The organism is Skermania piniformis (assembly GCF_019285775.1).
GTDB lineage: Bacteria > Actinomycetota > Actinomycetes > Mycobacteriales > Mycobacteriaceae > Skermania > Skermania pinensis.
On sequence record NZ_CP079105.1, the window covers coordinates 706,140 to 732,650 of the forward strand.

Annotated in this window: 25 protein-coding genes; 11 read left to right on the plus strand and 14 right to left on the minus strand. The window is 70.1% G+C overall.

Features of this window, described 5'->3' with window-relative positions; genetic code table 11:
* Positions 1–35: 35 nt before the first annotated feature.
* Positions 36–2,390 carry an endopeptidase La gene (gene lon / locus KV203_RS03240; protein WP_066466725.1) on the minus strand — a complete coding sequence of 785 codons (2,355 nt, stop codon included), beginning with the start codon at positions 2,388–2,390 and terminating at the stop codon, positions 36–38.
* Positions 2,391–2,412: 22 nt separating this feature from the next.
* Positions 2,413–2,853 carry a helix-turn-helix domain-containing protein gene (locus KV203_RS03245; protein ID WP_066466724.1) on the minus strand — a complete coding sequence of 147 codons (441 nt, stop codon included), beginning with the start codon at positions 2,851–2,853 and terminating at the stop codon, positions 2,413–2,415.
* Positions 2,854–2,921: 68 nt separating this feature from the next.
* Here KV203_RS03245 and KV203_RS03250 point away from each other — a divergent pair, with 68 nt between their 5' ends.
* Entirely contained in the window at positions 2,922–3,323 is a 402-nt protein-coding gene (locus KV203_RS03250; RefSeq protein ID WP_066466723.1) for a VOC family protein, read from the plus strand.
* A 93-nt stretch (positions 3,324–3,416) separates the two neighbouring features.
* On the plus strand, positions 3,417–5,372 hold the full coding sequence (locus KV203_RS03255; protein WP_066466722.1) for an FAD-dependent oxidoreductase: 1,956 nt from the start codon (positions 3,417–3,419) through the stop codon (positions 5,370–5,372).
* Positions 5,373–5,398: 26 nt separating this feature from the next.
* Here KV203_RS03255 and KV203_RS03260 read toward each other — a convergent pair whose 3' ends face one another.
* The 4 genes from KV203_RS03260 to KV203_RS03275 form a co-directional block, all read right to left on the minus strand.
* Positions 5,399–6,109, minus strand: a complete 711-nt coding sequence (locus KV203_RS03260) for an alpha/beta hydrolase (RefSeq protein ID WP_066466721.1) — start codon at positions 6,107–6,109, stop codon at positions 5,399–5,401.
* 91 nt (positions 6,110–6,200) lie between these two features.
* Entirely contained in the window at positions 6,201–7,400 is a 1,200-nt protein-coding gene (locus KV203_RS03265) for an NADH:flavin oxidoreductase (RefSeq protein WP_066467087.1), read from the minus strand.
* A 23-nt stretch (positions 7,401–7,423) separates the two neighbouring features.
* Positions 7,424–7,837: a CBS domain-containing protein gene (locus KV203_RS03270; RefSeq protein WP_066466720.1), complete on the minus strand. Its 414-nt coding sequence runs from the start codon at positions 7,835–7,837 to the stop codon at positions 7,424–7,426.
* On the minus strand, positions 7,834–10,104 hold the full coding sequence (locus tag KV203_RS03275; RefSeq protein ID WP_066466719.1) for a molybdopterin-dependent oxidoreductase: 2,271 nt from the start codon (positions 10,102–10,104) through the stop codon (positions 7,834–7,836). The genes KV203_RS03270 and KV203_RS03275 overlap by 4 nt, the downstream gene beginning before the upstream one ends.
* Before the next feature lie 54 nt (positions 10,105–10,158).
* On the opposite strand from KV203_RS03275, the gene KV203_RS03280 reads away from it, so the two are divergent.
* Positions 10,159–10,725, plus strand: a complete 567-nt coding sequence (locus tag KV203_RS03280; RefSeq protein WP_157079628.1) for a TetR/AcrR family transcriptional regulator — start codon at positions 10,159–10,161, stop codon at positions 10,723–10,725.
* A gap of 19 nt (positions 10,726–10,744) precedes the next feature.
* Here the strand turns inward: KV203_RS03280 and KV203_RS03285 are convergent, their stop codons facing one another.
* Entirely contained in the window at positions 10,745–11,881 is a 1,137-nt protein-coding gene (locus tag KV203_RS03285; RefSeq protein WP_066466718.1) for an LLM class flavin-dependent oxidoreductase, read from the minus strand.
* Between the two features lie 200 nt (positions 11,882–12,081).
* On the opposite strand from KV203_RS03285, the gene KV203_RS03290 reads away from it, so the two are divergent.
* Entirely contained in the window at positions 12,082–12,585 is a 504-nt protein-coding gene (locus tag KV203_RS03290) for an RICIN domain-containing protein (protein ID WP_066466717.1), read from the plus strand.
* Here the strand turns inward: KV203_RS03290 and menE are convergent.
* The 7 genes from menE to KV203_RS03325 all read right to left on the minus strand — a co-directional run bounded on the left by menE (position 12,555) and on the right by KV203_RS03325 (position 17,439).
* Entirely contained in the window at positions 12,555–13,775 is a 1,221-nt protein-coding gene (gene menE, locus KV203_RS03295; protein WP_066466716.1) for an o-succinylbenzoate--CoA ligase, read from the minus strand. The two genes, KV203_RS03290 and menE, sit on opposite strands and share 31 nt — an antisense overlap.
* Positions 13,772–14,098, minus strand: a complete 327-nt coding sequence (locus tag KV203_RS03300) for a DUF3349 domain-containing protein (protein ID WP_066466715.1) — start codon at positions 14,096–14,098, stop codon at positions 13,772–13,774. The genes menE and KV203_RS03300 overlap by 4 nt, the downstream gene beginning before the upstream one ends.
* 79 nt (positions 14,099–14,177) lie before the next feature.
* Complete coding sequence (locus KV203_RS03305; protein ID WP_083529722.1) at positions 14,178–14,498, minus strand: DUF3349 domain-containing protein; 321 nt, start codon at positions 14,496–14,498, stop codon at positions 14,178–14,180.
* Positions 14,499–14,508: 10 nt separating this feature from the next.
* The gene (locus tag KV203_RS03310) at positions 14,509–14,793 is read right to left on the minus strand and encodes a hypothetical protein (RefSeq protein ID WP_066466714.1); all 285 of its coding nucleotides are present in this window, start codon (positions 14,791–14,793) and stop codon (positions 14,509–14,511) included.
* Positions 14,794–14,801: 8 nt separating this feature from the next.
* Positions 14,802–15,992: an inorganic phosphate transporter gene (locus KV203_RS03315; RefSeq protein WP_066466713.1), complete on the minus strand. Its 1,191-nt coding sequence runs from the start codon at positions 15,990–15,992 to the stop codon at positions 14,802–14,804.
* 105 nt (positions 15,993–16,097) lie between these two features.
* Positions 16,098–16,499 (minus strand): VOC family protein, encoded by a 402-nt coding sequence (locus KV203_RS03320; RefSeq protein WP_066466712.1) that lies wholly within the window; start codon positions 16,497–16,499, stop codon positions 16,098–16,100.
* Positions 16,500–16,533: 34 nt separating this feature from the next.
* Complete coding sequence (locus KV203_RS03325) at positions 16,534–17,439, minus strand: 1,4-dihydroxy-2-naphthoyl-CoA synthase (RefSeq protein ID WP_066467084.1); 906 nt, start codon at positions 17,437–17,439, stop codon at positions 16,534–16,536.
* A gap of 107 nt (positions 17,440–17,546) precedes the next feature.
* Between KV203_RS03325 and KV203_RS03330 the strand changes: the two genes are divergently transcribed.
* The 7 genes from KV203_RS03330 (at position 17,547) to KV203_RS03360 (ending at position 26,504) form a co-directional block, all read left to right on the plus strand.
* The gene (locus KV203_RS03330; protein ID WP_066466711.1) at positions 17,547–18,212 is read left to right on the plus strand and encodes a PaaI family thioesterase; all 666 of its coding nucleotides are present in this window, start codon (positions 17,547–17,549) and stop codon (positions 18,210–18,212) included.
* A 21-nt stretch (positions 18,213–18,233) separates the two neighbouring features.
* Positions 18,234–19,205 carry an o-succinylbenzoate synthase gene (locus KV203_RS03335; RefSeq protein WP_066466710.1) on the plus strand — a complete coding sequence of 324 codons (972 nt, stop codon included), beginning with the start codon at positions 18,234–18,236 and terminating at the stop codon, positions 19,203–19,205.
* A gap of 61 nt (positions 19,206–19,266) precedes the next feature.
* Complete coding sequence (locus KV203_RS03340; protein ID WP_066466709.1) at positions 19,267–19,713, plus strand: DUF6918 family protein; 447 nt, start codon at positions 19,267–19,269, stop codon at positions 19,711–19,713.
* A gap of 49 nt (positions 19,714–19,762) precedes the next feature.
* Complete coding sequence (gene menD, locus KV203_RS03345; protein ID WP_066466708.1) at positions 19,763–21,373, plus strand: 2-succinyl-5-enolpyruvyl-6-hydroxy-3-cyclohexene-1-carboxylic-acid synthase; 1,611 nt, start codon at positions 19,763–19,765, stop codon at positions 21,371–21,373.
* Positions 21,370–21,864, plus strand: coding sequence for a DUF3592 domain-containing protein (locus tag KV203_RS03350; protein WP_066466707.1), 495 nt, complete (start codon positions 21,370–21,372; stop codon positions 21,862–21,864). Before menD ends, KV203_RS03350 begins: the two co-directional genes overlap by 4 nt.
* A gap of 79 nt (positions 21,865–21,943) precedes the next feature.
* The gene (locus tag KV203_RS03355; protein WP_066467083.1) at positions 21,944–22,585 is read left to right on the plus strand and encodes a demethylmenaquinone methyltransferase; all 642 of its coding nucleotides are present in this window, start codon (positions 21,944–21,946) and stop codon (positions 22,583–22,585) included.
* A 136-nt stretch (positions 22,586–22,721) separates the two neighbouring features.
* Entirely contained in the window at positions 22,722–26,504 is a 3,783-nt protein-coding gene (locus KV203_RS03360) for a bifunctional nitrate reductase/sulfite reductase flavoprotein subunit alpha (RefSeq protein WP_066466706.1), read from the plus strand.
* Positions 26,505–26,511 lie beyond the last annotated feature (7 nt).

Below are 26,511 nucleotides of genomic sequence, written 5' to 3' on the forward strand. Positions count from 1 at the left end.
GGGCCGGGCGGGCAGTTGTGCCAGTGATGCCGTGGTCAGGCGGCCCGTTGGGCGGCTTCCGCCGGTGCCAGCGCGGCTGCCACCAGGTCGGCGACGTCGATGCTGGGCACCACCTCGAGCCGGTCCCGGATCTCGGCGGGCACGTCGTCGAGGTCCGGCTCGTTGCGGATCGGGACGAACACCGTGCGCAGCCCGGCTTGTTGCGCGGCGAGCAGCTTCTGCTTCACCCCGCCGATCGGCAGGACCCGGCCGTTCAGGGTGACCTCACCGGTCATCCCGACGTCGGCGCGCACCGGCCGCCCGGTTGCCATCGACACCAGCGCGGTGACCATGGTGACCCCGGCCGACGGACCGTCCTTGGGCACGGCCCCGGCGGGCACGTGCACGTGGATGTGGCGGTCCAGCACGGTCGGGTCGGTGATGCCGAGCTGTACCGCATGTGCCCGCACGTAGGTCAGGGCGATCCGCGCGGACTCCTTCATCACCTCACCCAGCTGCCCGGTGAGCGTGAGCTGCGGCTCGCCGTCGCCGGCCGAGGCCTCGACGAACAGCACCTCGCCGCCCATCCCGGTGACCGCCAGCCCGGTCGCCACCCCCGGCACCGCGGTCCGTTCCGCCGACTCCGGGGTGAACCGGGCCCGGCCGACGAACGTGCGCAGATCCGGCTCGTCGACGATCACCGGCTCGGACCGCTCGGCCAGCTTGACCGCGGCTTTGCGTAAGGCCTTGGCCAGCAACCGTTCCAGCTGCCGCACCCCCGGTTCACGGGTGTGATCGGCGGCCAGTCGGCGGATCGCCGCCTCGGTCACCGTCACCTCCGCGGGCGACAACGCGGCCCGTTCCAGCTGCCGGGGCAGCAGGAAGTTCTGCGCGATCTGCACCTTCTCGTCGGCGGTGTACCCGTCCAGGGTGACCAGTTCCATCCGGTCCAGCAGAGCCTGCGGGATCGTCTCGACCACGTTGGCGGTGGCCAGGAACAGCACGTCGGACAGATCCAGATCCAGATCCAGATAGTGATCGCGGAAGGTGTGGTTCTGCGCCGGGTCGAGCACCTCGAGCAGGGCGGCTGCCGGGTCGCCCCGGTAGTCCGAACCCACCTTGTCGATCTCGTCCAGCAGCATTACCGGGTTCATCGAACCGGCCTCGCCGAGCGCCCGGACGATCCGGCCGGGCAGGGCGCCGACGTAGGTCCGCCGGTGACCGCGAATCTCGGCCTCGTCCCGGACCCCGCCCAGCGCCACTCGGACGAAGTTGCGGCCCAACGCCCGGGCCACACTTTCGCCCAACGAGGTTTTGCCGACGCCGGGCGGGCCGACCAGCACCAGCACCGCGCCGGAGCCGCGGCCGCCGACCACGCCGAGATTGCGCTCGGCGCGCCGGGCGCGGACCGCCAGGTACTCCACGATCCGGTCCTTCACCTCGTCCAGCCCGTAGTGGTCGGCGTCGAGCACGGCGCGCGCCGCCGCGATGTCGGTGGTGTCGCTGGTGTTGGTGCCGAACGGCAGCTCCAGCACAGTGTCCAACCAGGTCCGTAGGTAGCCGGTCTCGGGGTTGTTCTCGCTCGCCCGCTCCAGCTTGCCCGCCTCGCGCAGCGCCGCGGCGCGAACCTTGTCCGGCAGGTCGGCAGCATCGATCCGGCTGCGGTAATCGGCGGCGCCGTCCGGTTCGTCCTCGCCGAGTTCCTTGCGGATGGCGGCGAGCTGCTGGCGCAACAGGTAGTCGCGCTGACTTTTCTCCATGCCTTCCCGCACATCACCGGCGATCTTGTCGGCGACCTCGGACTCGGCGATGTGTTCGCGCAGCCAGCCGACCAGGGTGGTCAGCCGCTCGACGACGCTCGGGGTCTCGAGCAGCTGTCGGCGCTGGGAGTCGGTGAGATACGGCGCGTAGCCGGCCAGGTCGGCCAGAGCACCGGGATCGGTCACCTGATCGATCATGTCGATCACCTGCCAGGCCTCGCGGCGTTGCAGGTCGCTGCTCACCAGGGCGCGGAATTCGGTTGCGAGTTCCTTGACGTTCTCCGCGGTGGTGTCGCCGACCTCGTCGGCGGGCACATCGTGGGCCTCCACCCACAATGCGGTACCCGGGCCGGACACGCCGTGGCCGATCCGAACGCGCTCCTGCGCGCGTAGCACCGCCGCGGGTTTGCCGCCGGGCAGCCGGCCGATCTGGACGATCTCGGCGATCACGCCGTACGACGGGTAGCGGTCCTTCAAGCGGGGGGCGACGGTCAGTCGGCCGTCGGTGTGGGTGCGGGCGGCGTCCACCACGGCCCGCGTCTGGTCGTCGAGCTCCACCGGCACGACCATGCCCGGCAGCACAACCTGGTCGTTCAGGAACAGAACAGGAAGTTCTCGGGATGTGGGCGGTAGTTCTCGGGATGTGGACATTGTGCCTCCATCGGGTCGAGTCCTACTCACTCAATGCGGCGGTGGCCGGGTTTGTTCCCGCGAACCTGGTGGGCCGCAGCAGTACCCCGGCGACGCACGGCGGCAGCGCGGCCGCCGCGCGGTGTGGTCGCGCCCGGTACTCGCTCGGCGTCTCGCCGACGATCGCGGTGAACGTCGAGCTGAACGAGCCGAGCGAGTGGGCCCCGACTGCGGTGCAGGCGTCGGTCACGCTGGACCCGTTACGCAGCAGCATCATCGCCCGCTCGATCCGCCGGGTCTGCAGGTAGGAGTACGGTGTCTCGCCGTAGGCGACCTTGAACTCCCGGGAGAAGTGCGCCGGCGACATCAGTGCTCGCGCCGCCATCGTCGGCACATCCAGCGGCCGCGCGTACTCCCGATCGATCAGGTCTCTGGCCCGCCGCAGGTGGGCCAGGGTCCGCGGCGATTGCGGTGTCGAGCGCACGTCGACACGGTAGCGATCGAGCAGGATCGGAGAAGCGAACGGTCGAGCCGGCGTTCTAGCGTGGCCCCATGACAACCGCATTGCGTTCCTGCCCGATCACCGTCGACGATGTCGATGCCGCCATCGCCTTCTACACCGAGCTCGGACTGACCGTGACGATGGATGTGCCCAACGGCGAGTTTCGTTGGGTGACGATGAGTTCCCCGGGCGGAGCGGGAGCCGATCTGGTGCTGTCCGCGCCGGACGCCGGGCGGTCACCGGAGGACGGCGAGGCGTTGCACCGGCTGCTGGCGAAGGGGTCGCTGCCCGGACCGATCATCTTCGGCTCCGACGACCTCGACGCGACGTTCGAGCGAGTTCGGGCGAGCGGCGCCGAGGTGCTGCAGGAGCCGGCGGATCAGCCGTGGGGAGTCCGCGACTGCGCGTTCCGGGATCCGGCCGGCAACCATATCCGGATCAACCAGATCTGAATCGGCGGCGCGGCGGTTTCGCTGTGCGGACAACGGGAGTAGTCAACAATCGAGGCTGCCGGGTTACCGATCGATCCCAGGGAGGCGACGGCCGTGAATCTCTCCGCCGAACAACGCAGAATTCTCGGCCTCATCTGCGACACGGTCACCCCCGGCGACGGAGGTGACCTGCCGTCGGCCACCGAGCTGGGCGCCGACGAGACCCTGCTGACGTTGCTCGACCGCAACCCCGACGAGAAGGGCAAGCAGGCGGTCGCCGCGGTGTTGCGGGTGTGGAACAGCCGGGCGTTCGGGTTGGCCACCGGATTCGGGCCACGGCGGTTCGACCGACTGAGCCGGGCCGACCGGGAGCGGTTGCTGCTGCGGCTGTCCGGGTCGCCGATACCGCAGGTGCGCACGGCGATCCGTGGGCTGACCCAGGCGGCGATGGCTGCCTACTACGCCACCCCGGGCCCGACCGGTGTGCACCCGTTCTGGACCGCGATCGGCTATCCGACGCCGCCCGGTCCGCGCTCGGACGCGCCGGCCTCGGCGTTGACCCCGATCCGGCCGAGCGGACCCACCGAGCTCGACTGCGACGTGGTGATCGTCGGATCGGGGGCCGGCGGTGGTACCGCGGCGGCGGTGCTGGCAAAAGCCGGACTGTCGGTGATCGTGGTCGAGCGTGGCGAGTACTACGACGACGCGAACTTCGGCTGGAGCGAGCTGGACGGCCTGCTGCACCTCTACGCGCCGGGGCCGGCGATCACGGCGGAGGGTCAGCTCGGCCTGGTTGCCGGGAGCTGCCTCGGCGGCGGCACCGTGGTCAACTGGACCACCTCGCTGCGCACCCCGGACGATGTTCGCGCCGAATGGGCGGCGTTGGGGGCACGCCAGTTCGCCACCGACGAGTACACCGCGGCGATGGACGTGGTCGGCGAACGGATCGGGGTCACCGTGGACCGTTCGCCGCTTTCCGCTCGGGACGCGTTGTTGGAGCGGGGTTTACAGCAGTTGGGCTGGCACGTCGACGTGCTGCCGCGCAATGTGGCGCCGACCTGCGATGCCGGCGTCGAGTGCGGGCGGTGCGGATCGGGGTGTCGAGTGGGTGCCAAACAGTCGGCGACCAAGACCTGGCTGGCCGACGCGGCCGAGCACGGCGCCACGCTGCTGGTCGGCACCGATGTGCGGACGATCGACATCGCCGGTGGCCGGGCGACCGGGGTGCACGCGGTGGCCGCCGGCGGTTGTCCGGTGCACATCCGGGCCCGGGCGGTGGTGGCCGCCGCCGGCGCGATCCAGACCCCGGCCCTGTTGCGCCGGTCCGGCCTGACCGACAAGCCGATCGGCGACTATCTCCGGTTGCATCCGGCGACTGCGGTGCAGGCGGTGTTCGACGAGGAAGTTCTGGGCTGGCAGGGCGGCCTGCAGGCGCGCTATTCGGCCGAGCATCGGGATCTGGACGGTGCGGGCTACGGCGTGGTGTACGAGACGGGTCCGCTGACCCCGGCGATGACGGTCGGTTTCACCAGCTGGGCGGGCGCGGCGCGGCATCGGCAGCAGATGCTGGACCTGCCGCGCACCGGCGTGGTCGGCATCATCACCCGTGATCGTGACCACGGCTCGGTCGGGATCGACTCGGCCGGGAATCCGGTGGTGCGGTACCGGCTGTCGGAGCGGGACGCCGGGCACCTGCGGGTCGGGGTGGACGGCGCCGCGCGGATTCTGGAAGCGGCCGGCGCGCAGCGGATCCGGACCGCGCACCAGTCGCCGGCCGAGTACATCCGCGGCGGTTCGACCAGCCTGGACGGCTACCTGGCCGCAAGTCACAAGATCGGCTACGGGCCCGGGCGGTGCTCGATCGCCGCGCTGCACATCATGGGCTCGGCACGGATGGGCGGCTCCCGGGAGATGTCCGCGACGAATCCGGACGGTGCGGTCTGGTCGGTGCCCAACCTGGTCGTCGCCGACGGCTCGTGTTTCCCCACGGCGTCCGGGGTGAACCCGATGCTGTCGATCGAGGCGATCGGTTACATGAACGCGACCCGGTTGGCCGGCCGGCTCGGCTGACGCCGGGCCGGCCGGCCGGTCGGGATCTATTCGGCCGCGGTCTCGGCGGCGGCGGTCTCGGCGGCGGCGAGGATCATGGTGGTCACCTCGGCCGGCTGCGACGCCAGCGAGGCATGGCTCGCGGCCAGCTCGAGCACCGACACCGGCGACATCCGCTCGGCGAACATCCGCTGGTTGTCCGGGTTGATCATCCGGTCCTCGGTGGAGATCTGGTACCAGGTGGGCTTGACCCGCCAGGCCGGTGCGGTGATCTCGTCGCCGAAAGTGCCGGCCAGCGGCGCCTTCTGCGTCACATCCAGAACGAAGGCGTCCTCCTCGGTCAGGTCCTGGCAGAAGCTCTCGTGGTAGTTCTGGACCCAGAGGTAGCCGTCGGAGTCGGGCACGACATTCGCCAGTGCCGCCGGTGGACGTTGCTGGCTCAAGCCGCCCGGACTTTCACCCGTATCGGGAGCGAACGCCGCAATGTATACCAGGCCCTGCACATTCGGCAGATCGCCGGCCTCGGTGATCACCGCCCCGCCGTAGGAGTGGCCCACCAGCAGAACCGGTCCGTCGACCTGGTTGACGTACTGCTGGGTGCGGGCGACGTCGTCGGCCAACGAGGTCAGCGGGTTCTCCACTGCTTTGATCTTGGTGTGGCCACGCGCGGCGAGCTCGCGGATCACCCCGCTCCAATGCGCCGCGCCACCCCAAAACCCATGAACCAGAATGATTGTCGTATCCGTTGCCGAAGCCATCGGAAACCCTTCTTGATCCTACTTCGTCCCCGTGCCGGCGTTTCCGGCCCGTATCGTCGACCGTACCGGTGGACCTGCACTCGCCGCGCTGCTATGCGACGAACGGGTCGGGGAGCTCGCCGGTTCGGATCGGGCACCGGGTGCGGGTGTAGATCGTCGGCATGCACTGATTGCAGTGCACGCAACGCGATCGGTGCCCGGCGTCGGCGGCGATCAGGTTCGGCAGGTCGGGTTCGCGCAGTAGGGCGCGGCCGAGTGCGACGAAATCGAACCCGTCGGCCGAAGCGGCGTCGATCGAGGCGCGATCGGTGATGCCGCCCAACAGGATCAGCGGCATCGATACCGCGGCGCGCAGCTGCCGGGCCAGCGGTTGCAGGTAACCGGGACGGTAGGGGTAGTGCCGGAGGAACACCGGTCCGGCGATGCGTAACCCCAGCCGCATCGGGTTGTCGAACACCGCGGCGAATTCCCGCCGGGGCGGGGTTCCGTGGAACAGGTACATCGGGTTGAGCAGCGAGCTGCCGACCGTCGGCTCCAGCGCGTCCAGGTGGCCATCGGATTCCAGATACTGCGCCACGCGGCAGGATTCGTCGATATCGAATCCGCCGGGGACACCGTCGCGCAGATTGAGTTTCGCCCACAGCGCGGTGTCCGGCCCGACCTCGTCACGGACCGTCGCGGCGATCTCGCGACACAGCCGGGCCCGGTTGGCCAGCGACCCGCCGTAGCCGTCGCGGCGGCGGTTGAGCAGTGGTGAGAGGAAGCTGCTGGGCAGATAGTTGTGCCCGAAATGTAGCTCCAGCGCGTCGAATCCGGCGTCCACCGCGAGCCGCGCGGCTCGTCGGTAGTTCGCCAGCAGCGTCGCGATGTCCGCGACGGTCATCTTCCGCGTGGTGGTGCCGCCCAGCGGTGCCGGATTCCGGGACGGGCCGAGCGCCCGGGCCCGGTTGGACGCGCCGTTGGCCACCGGGCCGGCGTGGCCGAGTTGGGCCGCGGCCTTGGCTCCCTCGCCGTGGATGGCATCGGTCAGCGCGGTGAGGTCGTCGGCAATCTCCGGTCGGAGCCAGAGGGCGTTGCGGTCGGTCCGGCCTTCCGGAGACACCGCGCAGTAGGCGACCGTGCAGATACCGACGCCGCCCGCGGCGATCTCGCGGTGGAAGGCGATCAGGTCCGGGCTGACCTGGCTGTCGCGGGTGCGCCCCTCGAAGGTCGCGGCCTTGATCAGCCGATTGCGCACGGTGAGCGGGCCGAGCCGGGCCGGGGCGAACGGCGAAACTGACACGTGTTTCAGTCTAGGTGCTGACGCAGCGGCGGTCACGCGCCGGGGTGGCGGGCGGCGACGTCGGCGTCCGAGCAGAAGCCGCGACCGGTCCGCTTCAACGCCAGCAGCCCCAGCAGCGCGCCGGAACCGTCCACCACGGCGAGTCGTCGTCGCTGCTCGACCAGCATCCGTGCCCGGGTGGCGACCACGTCGGCCTCGGGTGCGACGGTGCGCCCGGCGAGTCGGCCCAGGTCGGCCGCCGGACCCGAGGACGCGGGGAGATCGGTCAGGTCTGCCCGCTCGATCGCCGTGAGCAGCCGGCCCCGGTCGTCGACGATCAACGCGACGTGCACGTGCGGATCGTCGAAGTAGTCGCGCAGGTCGACGAGCGTGACGTCCGGCCGGTGCAGCCGTGGTTCGCGCAGCATCGCGGCGGCAACCGACGTGTCACCGAACTCCCCGCTCACTGCAGCGCTTCCACCCGCGCCGGAACGTACTTGTGCCACGGCGTCCCGGCGATCGGGTCCCGGTACCGGGTGGTGGTGAGATCGTTCGGCGCCACCCCGGTGCGCTGCCGTCGCCCGTTCGCGTCCGGGGCGTCCACGCCGAGACCGTTCGGCAGCGAGATATGGCCGGTCTGCATCAGCTCGCTGACCTCCACCGCGGTTTCCGCGGCCCCGGTTTCGGTGACCACCCGCACCCGGTCGCCGGAACCGACGCCGAGCTGCTGCGCGTCCTGGGGCGAGATCCGTAACGCCCCCTCCTGGTCGCGACGGCGCCAGCCCGGGTCGCGGATGATGGTGTTCGCGGTGAACGCGCGGCGCTCGCCGGCGGACAGCACGAGCGGGAACTCGTCGGTGGTCCAGGTGGACCTGGCGTCGCCCAACCCGCGCAGTTCGGTGAGCAGTTCGTCGATCGCGACGGTGAACCGGCGGTCGGGGCGGCGGACGTAGCGCCAGACGTCCGACCATTCGTCGACGGTGAACTCGACTCCGGAGCGCCGGTTCAGGATCGCGTCGAACAGCTTGCGGCCGGGCTCGAACCCGGTGCCGTCGAAACCGGCCCGGGCCACCGACTCCGCGTTGGCCGCAGCGCACAGCTGGGCGGTGCCCCACAGCACGGCGGCCGATCGCGCGTCGTTCGGCAGGGTCGGGCCCAACGTCTCGTACAGGACGTAGCCGGCCAGCGGCATGATCGTCGGATCGGCAGCTGCGGCGGCGAAGAAGGCCGACTCGAACGCTGCCGCGCCCTCCTCGGCGGCCGCGCGCAGGGTGGTCAGCACGGTCTCGTCCACCGGACCCAGCGCGCGCAGCACCCGCGCATAGATCTCCGGCTCCGGCAGCGTGCCGGGCGCGGGCTCGAGCAGCGGGCCGCGCAGCTGGAACACGTTGCGCGGGAACTCGAAGTTGAAGAACGTGGCCTCCCACTTCTCGTACTGGGTGGCGGCGGGCAGAACGTAGTCCGCCTGGCGCGCGGTCTCGGTGAACGCGACGTCGATCACCACGCTCAGTTCCAACGCGCGCATGGCTTCGCCGAACCGCGCCGAATCAGCAAGCGAATGAGCGGGATTGGCCCCGTCGACCCACATTGCGCGCAGCCGGCCGGGGTGGTCGGTGAGGATTTCGTCGGCGATCGAATTGCACGGGATCAGCCCGCCGATGATCCGGGCGCCGGTCACCGGAGTGAGCCGGGCGCCCTTGCCGCTGCCGGATCCGCCGCTGATCGCGGTCAGCGACGAGTGGAGATACATCGTGCCGGGCCGGCCGAAGTTCCCGGTGAGGATCCACAGCAGTTTGTGCAGATAGGAGCACAGGGTGCTGTTCGGTGCCTGCTGCACCCCGAGATCCTCGTAGCTGGCGGCGGTTTCGGCAGTCGCGAACCGTCGGGTCGCCGCGCGGAGCAGGTCCTCGTCGACGCCGCACCGGGCCGCGTAGTCGCCGACCGGCACCTCGGCGAGCGCGGCAGACACCGCCTCGGCACCGCGCGTGTGTACGGCGACGAACTCGTGGTCCAGCAGGTCTTCCTGCACCAACACCCCGAGCATCGCGGCCAGACACCAGGCGTCGGTCCCGGGCCGAACCTGCAGGTGGAACTCGGCGAGCTCGGCGGTCTCGCTACGCCGCGGGTCGATCACGATCATCGTTCGGGCGGGATCGCGGGCGATCTCCCGTAGTACCGGCCGAGCCCGCGGGAAGCTGTGCGATTGCCACGGGTTCTTGCCGAGGAACAGCACCACTTCGGCATGCTCGAAATCGCCTTTGCTGTGCCCGCCGGAGAGTCGGCCGTCGACCCACATCTCACCGGTCTTCTCCTGCGCCAAGGCGTTCGAGTAGTACCGGCTACCGAGCGCGGCGCGCAACGACTGCCCGTAGGCGATCGGCAGATGGTTGCCCTGCCCGCCGCCGCCGTAGAAGAAGATCGATTCGCCGCCGTGGGTATCGCGGATCGCGGTCAGCCGTTCGGTGATCTCGGCGACGGCGGTGTCCCAGTCGATCTCGGTATAGCTGCCGTCCGGCTCCCGGCGCAGCGGACTGGTCAGTCGGTCGCGGCCGTTCTGATAGTGGTCGAGTCGTAGCGGCTTCTCGCAGGCGTATCCGGCGGACGTGGGGTGCGCTTCGTCGCCGCGGATCCGGGCCAGCCGCCGCCCGTCCAGCTGGATCCACAAGCCGCAGTTGCATTCGCAGAGGATGCAGGCGGTGGTGTGCCATTCGCCGGGAGCGCCGGTTGCGGTCATGACCCCGAGTATGGGGTAGGTCATAATATGAAACAAGTGTGACGAGGAGGCGGCGTGGGTCGCGCGGATACCAAACAGCGAATGATCGCCGGCGCGGTCGCGCTGCTGCGCGAGCAGGGGGTGTCCGGGGTGACCATCGACGCCGTCCTGGCCCGGAGCGGAGCTCCGCGCGGATCGGTCTACCACCACTTCCCGGGCGGCCGGGACGAACTGGTGCGGACGGCCGGACAGGCCGCCGCCGAGTACATCACCGATACCATTCGCGACCTGGCCGCTGCGTCCGGTCCGACCGCGGTGCTCACCCGATTCGCCGAGTTCTGGCTGACCGCGCTGGAGACCACCGACTACCGCGCCGGCTGCCCGGTGGTGGCGCTCACCCTCGGCGAACGACCCGAGCTGGACGGGGTCGCCGAGCTGGTCCGGACGACGTTTGCCGAGTGGCGGACCCAGCTGGTCGAGGTCTTGGTATCGCACGGCACACCGGCGCCGGCCGCCGCCGCGCGGGCCACCGTTGCGGTGGCCGCGTTCGAGGGCGCGCTGATCCTGTGCCGGGCCGAGCGCAGCGGTGAACCGCTGCGCCAGGTGACCGACTATCTGATCGAGTTGTTCGGGACGCCATGAGGTTCCGGTCGTGCGCCGGTTATCGGCCGACCCCGGTGGGGGCGAGCGCGCGGGCCGGTTCGACCAGGTGATGCGGTGCGTTCGGCCCGGCTGCGACCAGCGTGCGATGGGTCGGCGGGTCGCTCGGCACGTGCGCCGGCCGCCGCCGCTCGAACTCCTTGCGGAGCACCGGAACCACCTCGCGGCCGAGGATCTCGAGCTGCTCCTCCACGACCTCGATCGGTAGGCCGGCATGGTCGAGCAGGAACAGCTGCCGTTGGTAGTCGCCGGCGTAGTCGGCGAAGCCGAGCGTCCGCTCGATCACCTGGTCCGGCGTACCGACGGTCAGCGGGGTCGACTCGGTGAACTCCTCCAGCGACGGTCCGTGCCCGTACACCGGTGCATTGTCGAAGTACGGCCGGAAGAACCGTTTGGCCGCGGCTTCGGTTTCGGCCATGAACACCTGGCCGCCGAGCCCGACGATCGCCTGGTCGGCTCCGCCGTGTCCGTAGTGCTCGAACCGCTCGCGGTACCGCCGCACCATCTGTTCGGTGTGCTCGATGTTCCAGAAGATGTTGTTGTGGAAGAACCCGTCGCCGTAGTACCCCGCCTGCTCGGCGATCTCCGGCGAGCGGATCGAGCCGTGCCAGACGAACGGCGGGGTGCCGTCCAGCGGCGCCGGTGTCGCGGTGAAGCCCTGCAACGGAGTGCGATACCGGCCGCTCCAGTCGACGACCGGTTCCCGCCAGAGCCGGCGCAACAGGTGGTAGTTCTCCACGGCGAGCGGCAGTCCTTCTCGGGCGTCCTTGCCGAACCACGGATACACCGGGCCGGTGTTGCCGCGGCCCAGCATCAGATCGACCCGGCCACCGGACAGATGCTGCAGCGTCGCGTAGTCCTCGGCGATCTTCACCGGGTCGTTGGTGGTGATCAGGGTGGTCGCGGTGGACAGCTGCAGCTTCTCGGTGCGGGCGGCGATCCAGCCGAGCAGGGTGGTCGGTGAGGACGGCACGAACGGTGGATTGTGGTGTTCGCCGGTAGCGAACACGTCCAGGCCGACTTCCTCGGCTTTGAGCGCGATTCGCAGCATCGCCCGGAGCCGTTCGGCCTCGGTGGGAGCGGTCGCAGTGGTCGGGTCGACGGTAACGTCGCCCACGGTGAATACGCCGAACTGCATGATCTTTCATCTCCCGTTGGTCGGTATTTGAACTTTCAATCAACGACAACAGGTATGCGTGTCCGACTGTTCCCGGCCGGTTCGGTGGCGGCGCCGGTCGGTGGGGTGCGGTAGCGTCGCGCCGAACCAATTGCCCGGATCGCGTGCCCCGAATCGATGTCGGATGCGACGATCATGCTTCAGTCGAAAACGGAGACTGCATGATGCGTTCCCCCGTACCCTCCCGGTGGTTGTCCGCTGCGCTGGTCGGCTTTGCGGTCGCGCTGGTCCCGACGGCGGCCGCCGCCACGACCCCGGCCGATTCCTCGGTCACCTTCGCGCTGCGGGCCAGCGGTGCGCCGGTGGTGGTGATCGACGGCAAGCTGTTCGCCGATCCGACCGGCACGCGAGAACCCGCGACGTTCCAGTTCGCCACCGTCGCCACCGGAACGCAGCTGCGCAGTCCGGACACCGGTCAAGCGGTATGTCCCGGAGCAAATGACCAACTTCAGCTGTGTCCGGTCGGCAACGCTAAGACCGTGTGGGATGTCAGCCGCTCGGAGGCCAACGGCGGGCGCGAACCCGGCGTCGCGTTGCGGCTGCAGGGGACACCGCAGTTCGCCGGACGTGCCCTGGTCGAGGATCGCAGCCTGCTGCCGAAGCCGATCGTGCTCCGCGGTCCGGTGATGCCGGGTCAGTTGTTCGAGCTGCGCGCAGCCGACTGATAGAATCGGGCGCGCAACGCCGCTCGGTCGACCTTGCCGGGCCCGCGCAGCGGCAGCTCGTCGAGCAGGAACACTTCGCGGGGTGCAGCGGTCGGGCCCAGCGCGGCGGCCACATGTGCGCGAACCGCCGGGAGATCGGCCGGACCGTGCGGTACCACTGCGGTCACATCGTGCGGTACCACCGCGGTCACATCCTGCGGTACCACCGCAGCTACCACCCGCTCGCCCAGCCGGTCGTCGGGTAGGCCGAAGACGGCACATTCCCGGACCGCCGGATGCAGCATCAGCACCGCTTCCACCACGTGCGGTAGCACGGTGAGCCCGCCGGTGGAGACGGCTTCGTCGAGGCGACCGAGTACCTGCAGGATCCCGTCGTCGATCCGGCCCAGATCGTCGGTGCGGTACCAGCCCGGCTCGGCGAAGGCCGGATGTCCCGGCCGGCCCCGGTAACCCAGCGCGACCGTGGCGCCGCCGAGCACGACCCGGCCGTCGTCGATCCGTACCTGTACCCCGTCCAGCGGCACGCCGTCGTAGACGCAGCCGCCACAGGTCTCGCTCATTCCGTAGGTCCGGACCACCGCGACCTCGGCGGCGAGCGCCCGTTCCAGCAGTGGACGCGGCGTGGCTGCGCCGCCGACCAGCACGGCATCCAACCCGGCGAGCGCGGCCCGGGCAGCGGGATGGTTCAGCGCCTTGATCAGCTGGGTGGGCACCAGCGAGGTGTATCGCCGCGGTCCGGGCATCTGCGATACCGCGGTGGCGAACGCGGCCGGGTCGAAGCCCGCGGCAACATCCAGCACGGTCGGGGTGGTTCCGGCGGCCAGGCTGCGGAGGAGTACCTGCAGGCCGGCGATGTGGTGCGCGGGGAGTGCGAGCAGCCAGTGGCCCGATCCGCCCAGTCGGGCGTGCGTGGCGGCCGCGCCGGCGCGTAGTCCGGCCGCGGTGAGCAGTGCGCCTTTCGGCGTGCCGGTGGTGCCCGAGGTGGCGACCACCAACGCCACCCGGTCGTCGATCGGTTTCCCCGGATCCAGCGTGTCGAGCAGCAGGTTGCGGGCGCGGGGATCGTCCGCCGGAACCGGCAACAACGCGGGCCCCGCCCCGGCCAGCGCGGCCGCCAGCGCGGGCAGGATCGAATGCACGGCCGGCCCGGTCGGGATCGGGAGGGGCTGCAGGGTGCGGGGCCCGGTCACCCCGCGGCCGGATCGACGGTGTCTTCGGGACCGGTGTCCTCCGGAACCCAGCCGACCGCGATCAGCCGCTCCCGGACCCGTTGCATGTCCCCTTCCAGCGGCATGTCGTCGAGCACCTTGGTGATCAGCACGCCGATGTCGGCCTTTTCGACCGGCAGCACCCCATCGTCGACCAGGTCGGCGGCAACCTGGCGAACTTCGTCCTCGGTGAGCCGTCGACGCAGCAGGGCCAGCAACGGTATGTAGTCGTTGGTCGGCACCCCGTTCGGGTAGCCGGCTCGCAGCCAACCGACGATGCTGCTCAAGAACCCTGGAACTGCCATTCGGCTGATTATCCTCCAGATGGGCGGATGGCGGGCAGGCGATCGCCGTCCCGGCGGACGCTCGTAACGGTGCGCTCGGTCAGCCGTCGACCAGGTTCGCCAGTGGCCAACCGCCGGCCGCGAGCCGCGACGCAACCCGCCGCACGTCGTCGTCCCCGGGCCGCTCGCGGGCGAGATCGTGGATCGCTTGTTCGATGTCGCTGCGGTCGATGCCGGTGCCCCGGCCGGTCGCCTCGGTCATCAGCTGCTCGGTGATCCGGTCGACCTCGGTCTCGGTGAGCCGGCGGTGCAATACCGCGTACAACGCGACGTGATCTTCGCGCGGAATGCCCTGGGGATAGCCGGCGCGTAGCCAGTCGAGCACTGATTCGAGGATGGACTTGTTCGATGCTGCAGTCACGGGAAACCTTTCAGGCGCCGAAGATATGGATGCCCAGCCGCGAGGCGAGGAAGCCCTTCGCGATGAAGAGGATGCCCACGACGACGGAGCCGACGACGAGTGCGAAGCAGAGGTACGCCGCAGCCGTTGCGGCCAGGTTGCGTTCCGCGGTCCGGGTACCGTCCGGCGCGATCGCGTACTCCTCCGACCAGAACCGGATGCCGAAGGCGAAGATCGCCGGGAGGCCGGCGCCGAGGACGAGGCCGGCCAGGGTGACCTTCCAGAGCCCGGACAGATTGGCGACGAGGGTGTGCACAAGATCTCCTAGACGCTGCTTGCGGTCGGGCTGGACTTCCGGTCGGATGCCGGCGCCAGGCCGTCGTCCCAGTCGTCGTTGACGTTGTCGTGGTCGATCGGCGTCCGCCGCGAGTGCAGGTACATGTAGCCGGCGAGCGCGATCAGGATCGCGAACACCACCAGCACGCCGGCCAAGCCGCCGATCGCGTGGGCCAGTGCCCAGCAGACGGCGCCGACGATGCCGGCCAGTGGCAGGGTGAGCAGCCAGGCGACGGCCATCCGGCCCATGACGCCCCAGCGCACCTCGGCGCCGGGTCGGCCGATGCCGGCGCCGAGGATCGAGCCGGTCGCGGTCTGCGTGGTCGACAGCGGCAGGCCGAAGTGTGCGGAGGTCAGGATGATCGCAGCGGACGACGATTCGGCGGCGAAGCCCTGCGGGGATTCGATCTCCACCAGGCCCTTGCCCATGGTCCGGATGATCCGCCAGCCGCCGAGGTAGGTGCCGGCCGCGATCGCGATCGCGCAGGCCAGCATCACCCAGAACGGCATTTCGGTGTCCTTGCCCAGGCTGCCGTAGGCGACCAGGGACAGGAAGATGATCCCCATCGTCTTCTGCGCATCGTTGGTGCCGTGAGCGAGCGAGACCAACGACGCCGAACCGATCTGGCCCCAACGGAATCCGGTGGTGACCTGCTGATGGCGGGCGCGTCGGGTGATTCGGTACACCAGCCAGGTGCCCAGGGCCGCGACCAGGCCGGCGACCACCGGCGCCAGCACCGCCGGCACGATGATCTTGTTGACCACGCCGCTGCTGCCGTCGGCCCAGATCACCCCGCTCCAGCCCAGAGCTGCGATGGTGGCGCCGATCAGGCCGCCGAACAACGCGTGCGACGAGCTGGACGGAAGACCGAACAGCCAGGTCAGCAGATTCCACAGGATGCCGCCGACCAGTCCGGCGAATACGATGACCAGCAGATCCTGTCCCGCCACCTTGTCCAGGTGGACGATGCCCTTCGCGACCGTGGCGGCGACCTCGACCGAGAGAAACGCGCCGAGCAGGTTGAGGATGGCGGACAGCCCTACCGCGACCTTCGGCTTGAGGGCGCCGGTAGCGATGGAGGTGGCCATCGCATTCGCGGTGTCGTGGAAGCCGTTGGTGAAGTCGAACGCCAAGGCGGTGACGATGACGATCAGAAGAACGAGAAATTCAGCGCTCACGCCCTCAGTGTGGGTGTCGAGGTCGGCGAACGCTAGTGGCGGAAACAATATTTGGCCCAGCGTGCGGAAGGTACGGCAGCCGTTGGTCAAACGTTCATCTGCTGGTTACCCGGCCGAGTCCGGTGGCCGGTTATCGCACCGCATCGGATGGTCTGCCGGTACGTCGACGAGCACGATCGGCGTGCCGTCCGGATCGGTCAACCACATCTCGCGCAGCCCCCACGGCTCGGTCCGCGGCGGGCGGTCGATCGCCACCCCGCGGGCGGCCAACTCGGCGGCAGCGGCGATCACGTCACGCACCTGCAGCCAGAGCGCTCCGGCGAACGGGGTCGCCGGCTCGGCTCGGGTCCCGTGCTCGGTCACCTCGATCAGCGACTGGCCGGCGAAGAATACGGTGCCGCCGGGGTATTCGCGGGCGATCGCCAGGCCGAGCAGGTCCCGATAGAAGCCGAGCGTGCAGACATAGTCGTTGGGGCGCAATATGATTCGGCTCGCGAGAACGTCCATGTCGGCTTTCGGTGGTCGGGTCGGCAGTACCAGCTCAGTAGTACCAGGGATAGGGCGACCAGTCCGGCGGCCGCTTCTCCAGGAACGCGTCGCGACCTTCCACCGCCTCGTCGGTCATGTACGCCAGCCGGGTTGCCTCACCGGCGAACAACTGCTGGCCGACCAGGCCGTCGTCGGGGAGGTTGAACGCGTACTTGAGCATTCGTTGGGCCTGCGGCGACTTCGCGTTGATGTCGGCCGCCCAGCGCAGCGCCTCGTTCTCCAGCTCGTCGTGATCGACCACCGCGTTCACCGCGCCCATCCGGTGCATGTCCTCGGCGGTGTAGGTCCGCCCGAGGAAGAAGATCTCCCGGGCAAACTTCTGGCCCACCAGCTTTGCCAGATAAGCGCTGCCGTAGCCGCCGTCGAAACTGCCCACGTCGGCGTCGGTCTGTTTGAACCGGGCGTGCTGCCGGCTGGCCAGGGTCAGATCGCACACCACGTGCAGGCTGTGCCCGCCGCCCGCGGCCCATCCGTTGACCAGACAGATGACCACCTTCGGCATGAACCGGATCAGGCGCTGCACTTCCAGGATGTGCAGCCGGCCGGCGCGCGCGCGATCCACCGTCTCGGCGGTCTCGCCGCTGGCGTACTGGTAGCCGCTGCGACCGCGGATGCGTTGGTCACCGCCGGAGCAGAAGGCCCAACCGCCGTCTTTCGGGCTCGGTCCGTTACCGGTCAGCAGGACCGCCCCGACGGAGGGGGTCTGCCGGGCGTGATCGAGCACCCGGTACAGCTCGTCGACGGTGTGCGGCCGGAAGGCATTGCGCACCTCCGGCCGATCGAAGGCGACGCGGACGGTGCCCGGTGCCGAGTTGTCGGCGACCTGCCGGTGATAGGTGAGGTCGGTGAGGTCGTCGAAACCGGGAACGGTCTGCCAGCGCTGCGGATCGAAGGTCACCCGCTGCACCCTACGCAGACCCGGGGCGACCCCACGCCGACCCGGCGCGCCGGGGGCCGCGACGCGATCTGTTCTGACGCCGTACATCGACGCGATAGTGTGCGGGCATGACGGATCAGGTCGACGACGACCTCGACTCGGCGGCCGTAACCGGTTCGTCGGCTGTCGGGCGCCGGGGTGGCTTCCCCAAACTGCGGATGCAGGCCGCCGATACCGGACCCGACTTCGGCCCGTTCATCGAGGCGATGCGCACCCTGCAAGACCTGGCGGTGTCGGTGGATGCGCCGGATGAGGTCTACGGCGCGGCCCTGTCGCACGCGCAGGCGATGATCGATCTGCTCGATCCCTACCGCGCACCGGAGGGTGAGTCGCCCGCCGGGCGGGTGCTCGACCTTCCCGGCCGCGGCAGCTTGCTGATGGTGCCGTGGCAGGTCGAGTATTTCGGGCCCGATCTGGTGCGCAGCCGGGGCAGCTTCCGGCGTTATCACGTCGGCGGCAACAATGCGGTGCACGGTGGGGTGATCCCGCTGCTCTTCGACGAGATGTTCGGCTTCACCAGTTTCATGGCGAAGCGGAGCGTCAGCCGGACCGGCTACCTGCACGTGAATTACCGCAAGGTCACACCGATCGACACTCCTCTGGTCGTCGAGTCCCGGGTCGACCGGATCGAGGGCCGCAAGACATTCGTGGTCGCCGAACTGCGGGACGAGGACGGAACGTTGCTGGCCGACGCCGAAGGGCTGATGATCAAGCTGCTGCCCGGACAACCCTGAGCAACCGGCAGGATCAGCAGGATGAGTGCGGTGCTGCCCGATCCGGCCGATCTGCTCGCCGCCCTGCACGTGGTCCGGCTGCCGATGCGGGTGCGGTTCCGGGGTATCACCGAACGGGAGGTGGCCCTGCTGCACGGACCGGCCGGCTGGGGCGAATTCGGGGCCTTTCCGGAGTACCCCGACGCCGAAGCGGCGCACTGGCTCGCCGGTGCGATCGAAGCGGCCTGGATCGGGCCGCCGCCGGCGGTGCGGGCGCGGATCCCGGTGAATGCGACCGTGCCGGCCGTGCCCGCCGAGCAGGTACCGCAGATCCTGGCGCGATTCCCGGGGGTGGACACGGCGAAGGTGAAGGTTGCCGAGCCGGGGCAGGGTCTGGCCGACGACATCGCCCGGGTCGCCGCGGTGCGGGCTCGGGTACCGCACGTGCGGGTCGATGCCAACGGTGGCTGGTCGGTGTCGGCCGCGGCCGCGGCCTTGCGCGAGTTCGGCCCGCTGCAGTACGCCGAGCAACCGTGTCGCACGGTCGAGGAACTGGTCGCGCTGCGGCGGCAGGTGCCGGACGTGCCGATCGCCGCAGACGAGTCGATCCGGCGCGCCGAGGACCCGCTGCGCGTCGCCCGGGCCGGGGGACTGGACGTCGCGGTGGTGAAGGTGCCGCCGCTGGGTGGGATGCGGCAGACGCTGCGAATTGCCGAGCAGCTGAGCGGGTTCGGCGTGCCGATCGTGGTGTCCAGCGCACTGGACACCGCGGTCGGGATGAACGCCGCGCTGGCCGCGGCGGCCGCGCTGCCGGAGTTGCCGCTGGCTTGTGGATTGGCCACCGGGGAGTTCTTCGTCGACGATCTGGTGACCGGGCGGGAGCTGCGCGACGGCGCGCTGGCCGGCGCTGCGCTCGAACCGGAACCCGACCGGCTCGCGCGGTTCGCCGCGCCGCCGGGCCGAGTGGCGTGGTGGCGGGATCGGGTCGTCCGGTGTACGGCACTGCTGGGGTGATCGAGTCGGGATCGGGCGCGCGGTGGGCAGTGGTCGGTGCGGCTGGCTAGAGTGGCCCGCTGTGACCGCACAATTGACCGATACCCTGCTCGATTCCACTCACAAACCGGCGTTCGTCGCGGATGCCCAGAGCGTGCTCGATGGAGAGGTGGCAGCCAAGAAGGGCGCTTCCGGCCTCGCGGTGAAGGGTGGCTACGCCGCCATGAAGAAGGTGAGCCCGACCATCGTCGGCGACGCCCTCGACTCCCTGCTGCCGCAGTTCCTCCAGCAGTTGCAGCCGTTCTGGCAGGACTACCAGGCCGGCGGTGCCGGCAGCTTCGCCGACGCGCTGACCGCGCGCAGCGACGAGGCGGCGGAGGCGCTGCTCAGCGTGACCGATGCCCGGGCCGAGCGCTCGTCCCGGCCGTCCATGACCAAGATCTACTCGTCGATGCGTGGTGCCGCCAAGAAGCATGTCATCGAGGCTCTGCCGCAGGTCGGTGCACTGGTACAACGGCACGCCGGCTGAACGTAGGTCCGCGATGATCGGACCGGTTCGAGTCTGACAGGCTGAGGGTGTGAACCCGTCCACTGCGCAGGCGAACGTGGTCGTGGACGAGTTGATCCGCGGTGGTGTCCGCGAGGTCGTGCTCTGTCCGGGGTCGCGCAACGCCCCGCTCGCGTTCGCCCTGCAGGCTGCCGATGCCGCCGGCCGGCTCCGGTTGCACCTGCGGATCGACGAGCGCACCGCCGGGTTCCTGGCGATCGGTCTGGCGATAGCCGGCGACTGCCCGGTGCCGGTGGTGATGACCTCGGGCACCGCGGTGGCCAATCTCGGCCCCGCGGTGCTGGAGGCGAACTACGCCCGGGTTCCGCTGATCGTCTTGAGCGCGAACCGGCCGTACGAGATGCTCGGCACCGGTGCGAACCAGACCGTCGAGCAGTTCGGCCTGTTCGGCACCCAGGTGCGTGCCTCGATCAGCCTCGGGCTGGCCGAGCCGGCCCCGTTCCCGAACAGTCAGTGGCGCTCGGCGGTATGCCGGGTACTCGCCGCGGCCCGCGGGACCCGATCCGGCAACGCGGGCCCGGTGCACTTCGATATCCCGCTGCGGGAACCGTTGGTGCCCGGTCCGGCAAGCCTGCTCGACGCTCCGGCCGGCCGGCCCGACGGCGGCCCGTGGACGGTGACCCGGCACGGCACTCTCGACGTCCCGGTGGAGATCGATCTGGGTCCGGACACGGTGGTCGTGTCCGGACACGGGTCGGCCCGGCGGCCGGAACTGACCGGGGTGCCGACCGTGGCCGAACCGACCGCTCCGTTACACGGCCCGCCGCTGCATCCCTTGGCCCTGGCCCGGCTGCAGCCCCGACAAGCCGTCATCACCGGCCGCCCCACCTTGCATCGCGAGGTGGCGCGCCTGCTCGCCGACCCGCAGGTGCGGGTGTATGCGCTGACCACCGGCCCGCGCTGGCCGGACGTTTCCGGCAATGTCGTCGCCACCGGCACCCGGGCCGTGGTGTCCGGGACGCCCCGGGCCGGCTGGTTGACGCACTGCCGCGCCGCGACCGGGCGGGCCGACGACGCGGTGCGTGCCGCGCTCGCCGATCGGACTGCGGCAACCGGCCTGCAGGTCGCTGCGGTGGTGCTCGACGCGCTCACCGACGGTGATCTGCTGCTGCTCGGTGCGTCGAACCCGGTGCGGGATGCGGCGTTGGTCGGCTACCCGCGTCCCGGGGTGACGGTGCTGGCGAATCGAGGTGTCGCCGGTATCGACGGCACCGTGTCCACCGCGGTCGGTGCGGCCCTGCATCACCGCGGCCGGACCATCGCCCTGATCGGCGACCTGACGTTCCTGCACGACGCTGCGGGCCTGTTGATCGGGCGCGACGAGCCGCGGCCGGACGATCTGACCATCGTGGTCGCCAACGACGACGGGGGCGGCATCTTCGAGCTGCTCGAACAAGGCGACCCGCAGTACGCGGGGGTGTTCGAGCGAGTTTTCGGGACCCCGCACGGGATGAACTTGGCGGCGTTGTGCGCGGCATACCGGATCCCGCACCAGCTGGTCGACCCGGCGAAGCTGGCTGCGTTGCTCGACGCGCCGGGCGACGGAATCCGGGTACTGGAGGTGACCACCGACCGGGCCGGGCTACGCGAGTTGCACGCCGCAGTCCGGGCGGGCCTGTGAGCCGCCGCGCGACTCGACCCCGCCGATACCGCCGACTGGGCCGGTTCGCTTTGCTGACCGCCACGTTCTTTTCCTTGTTGGCGGTACTGCTGGTACTCGGGGCGGTGCACAACGACCTCGAGATCGACGGTGACAAGGGGGTCGCGACCGCGGAGGTACTGTCGGCCGGCCGGCTGCGGTCGGCGGTGAGCTTCGTCACCCCGGACGGAAATATCCGGAACCCGAAACTGGGGGTGCTGTATCCGACGAACTTGATCGTCGGGCAGCGAATCGACGTCGAATATGCCCGGTCCGACCCCGAGCTGGTCCGGGTGGCGGGCCGGGACGCACGGGTCGCGCTCCTGCCCGCCGGGTCGGTGATCGCCGTTGCCTGGGCGCTGGCGCTTCCGGCGTGGTGGTGGTGTCGGCGGGCGCAACGCCGGCGGCCCGACGTCGCTTCGCCGAGTGGCCGGGTCCCGGCGCAGCTGGATCAGCATCATCTCGCCGGGTGAAGTCAGGCGATAGGGTCGAAACGTGACCTCTGCACCCGGACGCGCCTCGCTGGCCAAGGATCCCCACGATGTCGCGTCGATGTTCGACGGCGTGGCCGGTCGGTACGACCTCACCAACACGGTGTTGTCCGGCGGTCTGGATCGTTACTGGCGGACGGCCACCCGGCGGGAGCTGCAGCTACGGTCCGGCGAACGAGTGTTGGACCTGGCTGCCGGGACCGGGGTTTCGACGGTCGAGCTGGCCAAGTCGGGCGCCTGGTGTGTGGCCACCGACTTCTCCAAGGGCATGCTGTCGGCCGGGCGGCAGCGCCGGGTGCCCAAGGTGGCCGGCGACGCGACCGCCCTGCCGTACGCGGACGCCGCCTTCGACGCGGCGACGATTTCGTTCGGCTTGCGCAATGTGGTGGACCCGACAGCGGCGCTGCGCGAGCTGGCGCGGGTGACCCGACCGGGCGGCCGGCTGGTGGTGTGCGAATTCTCCACACCGGTGTGGCGTCCGTTTCAGGTGGTGTACCTGGAGTACCTGATGCGGGCCCTGCCCTGGGTGGCCCAGCGGGTCAGCAGCAATCCGGCAGCGTATGTGTACCTGGCGGAATCGATCCGCGCCTGGCCGGCGCAGGCCGCGCTCGCGGACATCCTCGGTGCGGCCGGCTGGGCCGAGGTGACGTGGCGAAACCTGACCGGTGGCATCGTCGCGCTGCACCACGGGATCCGGGCCTGAGGCCGGCTTCGGGTTTTTCGCGCCAGGGCGCCCGCGACAGCGCCGGCTGCACCCCGGCACCGGCGGAAACCGGATCGATATCGAGCCCGCGGATAATAGCGGGGTGCAGTCATCTTCCGGTCCACCTATCCGAACCATGTGCAGCTATTGCGGGGTGGGTTGCGGTCTGGTCGTGCACACGGCGCCGGGACCGGACGGAACCCCGATCGTGGCAAAGGTCGTCGGTGATCGGCTGCACCCGGCCAACTCGGGTCGGCTGTGTACGAAGGGGAGAACCCACTCCGAGCTGATGGCGGCGCCGGGCCGGATGACCACGGCATATCGGCGCACCGATGGAAAGCTGGAGCCGGTCGGCACCGACGTGGCGGTCGCCGACGTGGCCCACCGGCTGACCGCGATCCGCGACGAGTACGGCCCGGATGCGATCGCGGTATACGTGTCCGGTCAGTTGTCGATCGAGGCACAGTACCTGGCGAACAAGCTGGCCAAGGGCTATCTGCGGACGATGCACATCGAGTCCAATTCGCGGCTGTGTATGGCCGGCGCGAGTTCCGGTTACAAGCTCTCGTTCGGCGCCGACGGACCGCCCGGCTCCTATACCGACATCGACGCCGCCGACCTGTTTTTCGTCATCGGATCGAATCTGGCCGACTGTCATCCGATCTTGTTTTTTCGCCTGACCGACCGATTGCGAGCGGGTGCACGACTGATCGTCGTCGATCCGCGACGTACCGCTACCGCGGACAAGGCGGATCTGTTCCTGCAGATCCGGCCCGGCACCGACCTGGCGTTGCTCAACGGTCTGCTCCACCTGCTGGTTGCCGCCGGCGACATCGATCAGTCGTTCATCGCCGAACACACCGAGGGCTGGGCCGCGATGGGCCCGTTGCTGGCCGATTACCCCCCGGCGCGGGTGGCCGCGCTGACAGGTCTGGCGGAGGCCGACATCCGGACCGCGGCACGCTGGATCGGCGCGGCGGGGGAGTGGGTGAGTTTATGGACGATGGGGCTGAACCAGTCCACCCGCGGTACCTGGAATACCAACGCGATCTGCAATCTGCATCTCGCCACCGGTGCAATCTGTCGGCCGGGCAGCGGTCCGCTGTCGCTCACCGGTCAGCCCAACGCGATGGGCGGCCGGGAGATGGGGTACCTGGGGCCGGGGCTGCCCGGGCAGCGGTCGCTCCTGGATCCGGCGGACCGCACGTTCGTCGAGGCAGCCTGGGGGCTGGTCCCGGGCACGCTGCGGACCGAGGCCGGGCCGGGCGCGATCGAGCTGTTTCGGCGGCTGGGTACCGGTGAGATCAAGGCGTGCTGGATCATCTGCACGAACCCGGTGGCCAGCGTCGCGAATCGGGCGACCGTGCTCGCCGGCCTGGCTGCGGCCGACCTGGTGATCGTGCAGGACACCTATACCGAAACCGCCACTGCGGAGCACGCCGACATCCTGCTGCCCGCGGCGCTGTGGGCCGAGGCCGACGGTGTCCAGGTCAACTCGGAGCGGACGGTCACGTTGGCGGCGCGCGCGGTCGATCCGATCGGCGACGCCCGCCCGGACTGGCAGCTGATCGCCCAGGTTGCATCCGCGATGGGTTTCGCGGGATTCGAGTACGGGTCCAGCGCGGAGGTGTTCGACGAGATCCGCCGGTTCTGGAACCCGCAGACCGGGTGGGACCTGCGCGGGATCGACTATCGGCGGCTCCGGTCCGGCCCGGTGCAGTGGCCGGCACCGCCGAACGATCCGGCGTCGCGGCATCCGATCCGGTACCGCAACGACGGGATCTCGCAGAGCCGGCACGTCGCCGCAGATGGGACGGTGCCCCGACTGGCGTTCGCCACGCCGAGTCGGCGAGCGGTGTTCTGGCCGCGGCCGCACCTGGACCCGGCCGAGCTGCCGGACACCGATTACCCGTTCCTGCTGAACACCGGGCGATTGCCGCACCACTGGCACACGCTGACCAAGACCGGCAAGATCGGCGTGCTGAATCGGCTGCATCCGACGCCGTTCGTCGAGTTGCATCCGGATGACGCGGCGCGGCTGGGGATCGCCGACGGTGACCGGGTGGAAGTGGCGTCGCGACGCGGGCGGGCGGTGCTGGCCGCGGTGTCGACCGACCGAGTGCAACCGGGCGGTTGTTTCGCGCCGTTCCACTGGAACGATGTGCACGGCCCGGACCTCGCGATCAACGCGGTGACCAGCGACGCCGTCGATCCGGTGTCGCTGCAGCCGGAGTACAAGGTGGCGGCGGTGGCGTTGCGCCGGGTGGCCGGCCCGGTACGGACCGCGGCGACCGATCCCCGGGCGCTCCGGCAGCCGCAGCCGAGGGCGTCGCGAGCCGGCCGGCCGATCCGGCTCGTCTGGGGCTCGCAGACCGGCAACGCTGAACGGCTCGCGGTCGGCACGGCGGATCGACTCGTCCGGGCCGGGTTCGCGCCGGCGGTCGTCCCGCTCGACGATTGCCGGCTCGCCGATCTGACCGGCGATCTGCTGATCGTAACCAGTACTTTCGGCGACGGCGGGCCACCGGACAACGCGCTCGGGTTCACCGCCCGACTGAGCGAAACTCGGCGGCTGGACGGGTTGCGGTTCGCCGTGCTCGCCCTCGGCGACTCCAGCTACCGGGATTTCTGCGGTTACGGTCGGCGGCTGGACGAGACCTTGGCCCGCCTCGGCGCGACTCGACTGCTGGCCCGGGTCGATTGCGAGCCGGATTACGACGAGCCCGCGCAGCGCTGGCTGGCGAACGTGACGGCGGTGCTCGGCGGCCGCGCGGTGACTCGGGCCGGCTCGCCGGCGGTGACTCGGGCCGGCTCGCCGGCGGTGACTCGGGCCGGCTCGCCGGCGGTAACCCCGCCGGTGTCGGTGCCGGCCCGGATCCTCCGGAACGAGCCGTTGTCCCGGCCGGGTGCGAGCAAAGAGGTGCGGTGCATCGGGTTCGAGCCGGCCGCCGGGAGCTACGCGGCCGGCGATCTGCTCGGCGTCCAACCGGTGAACGATCCGGCCTTGGTCGCCGAGTGGTTGGCGGTGACCGGCGCCGATGCCGATCCGGCGGCATTGACCGACCACCTGGACATCGCCGAGATCACCGATCCGCTGCTGGCGTTGGTATCGGCCGAGCATCCGGATTCGGCGCCGGCTCGACTGCTGGCCGGCGCCGACCGGGCCGGGCTGGACCGGTATCGGCGGGGCCGCCAAGCCGTCGACGTGCTGCGGGAGTTCCCGGTCCGGGCGGATTGGTCGGAGTGGCAGCGGGTGCTGCGGCCGTTGCGGGCGCGGCGGTACTCGATCTCGTCCAGCCCGCTGGTCGCACCGGAGGAGGTGCAGGTCACCGTCGGCGCGGTCCGCTACCCCAGCGCGGTCCGCCGCGGCGTGGTGCGTGGCGGGGTCTGCTCGACGTTCCTCGCCGACCGCGCCCGGTCGGCCCGGGTCCACGTGCAGCGGGCGCCGCACTTCCGGGTACCCGCGGATCCCGCGGCGCCGATGGTCATGATCGGCCCCGGTACCGGGATCGCGCCGTTTCGTGCGTTTCTGCAACAGCGCCGAGCTCAGGGCAGTCCGGGACGGAACTGGTTGTTCTTCGGTGATCGGCATGCGGCCGACAACTTCTACTATCGCGCCGAGCTCACCGCGATGTGCCGAACCGGGCTGTTGGATCGACTGGACCTGGCGTTCTCCCGGGATCAGCCGGAGCGGATCTACGTGCAGCACCGAATGGTGGAGCAGGGCGCGCGATTGTGGGCGTGGCTGACCGCCGGTGCGTACCTCTATGTCTGCGGTGACGCCACCCGGATGGCGCCGGACGTGGACGCAGCGTTGCTCCGGATCGTCCGGGAACACGGTCGGCTCGATCACGACGGTGCCCTGGCATTCCGGCACCGGTTGGTCGCCGAGCAGCGGTATCAGCGGGACATCTACTGACCGGATG

Excerpts from the sequence above, each read along its gene's own strand:
- lon (WP_066466725.1), bottom strand. The coding sequence starts at position 2,390 with ATGTCCACATCCCGAGAACTACCGCCCACATCCCGAGAACTTCCTGTT.
- KV203_RS03250 (WP_066466723.1), top strand. The coding sequence starts at position 2,922 with ATGACAACCGCATTGCGTTCCTGCCCGATCACCGTCGACGATGTCGAT.
- KV203_RS03260 (WP_066466721.1), bottom strand. The coding sequence starts at position 6,109 with ATGGCTTCGGCAACGGATACGACAATCATTCTGGTTCATGGGTTTTGG.
- KV203_RS03275 (WP_066466719.1), bottom strand. The coding sequence starts at position 10,104 with ATGACCGCAACCGGCGCTCCCGGCGAATGGCACACCACCGCCTGCATC.
- KV203_RS03285 (WP_066466718.1), bottom strand. The coding sequence starts at position 11,881 with ATGCAGTTCGGCGTATTCACCGTGGGCGACGTTACCGTCGACCCGACC.
- KV203_RS03290 (WP_066466717.1), top strand. The coding sequence starts at position 12,082 with ATGATGCGTTCCCCCGTACCCTCCCGGTGGTTGTCCGCTGCGCTGGTC.
- KV203_RS03300 (WP_066466715.1), bottom strand. The coding sequence starts at position 14,098 with ATGGCAGTTCCAGGGTTCTTGAGCAGCATCGTCGGTTGGCTGCGAGCC.
- KV203_RS03320 (WP_066466712.1), bottom strand. The coding sequence starts at position 16,499 with ATGGACGTTCTCGCGAGCCGAATCATATTGCGCCCCAACGACTATGTC.
- KV203_RS03330 (WP_066466711.1), top strand. The coding sequence starts at position 17,547 with ATGACGGATCAGGTCGACGACGACCTCGACTCGGCGGCCGTAACCGGT.
- KV203_RS03335 (WP_066466710.1), top strand. The coding sequence starts at position 18,234 with ATGAGTGCGGTGCTGCCCGATCCGGCCGATCTGCTCGCCGCCCTGCAC.
- KV203_RS03355 (WP_066467083.1), top strand. The coding sequence starts at position 21,944 with ATGTTCGACGGCGTGGCCGGTCGGTACGACCTCACCAACACGGTGTTG.
- KV203_RS03360 (WP_066466706.1), top strand. The coding sequence starts at position 22,722 with ATGTGCAGCTATTGCGGGGTGGGTTGCGGTCTGGTCGTGCACACGGCG.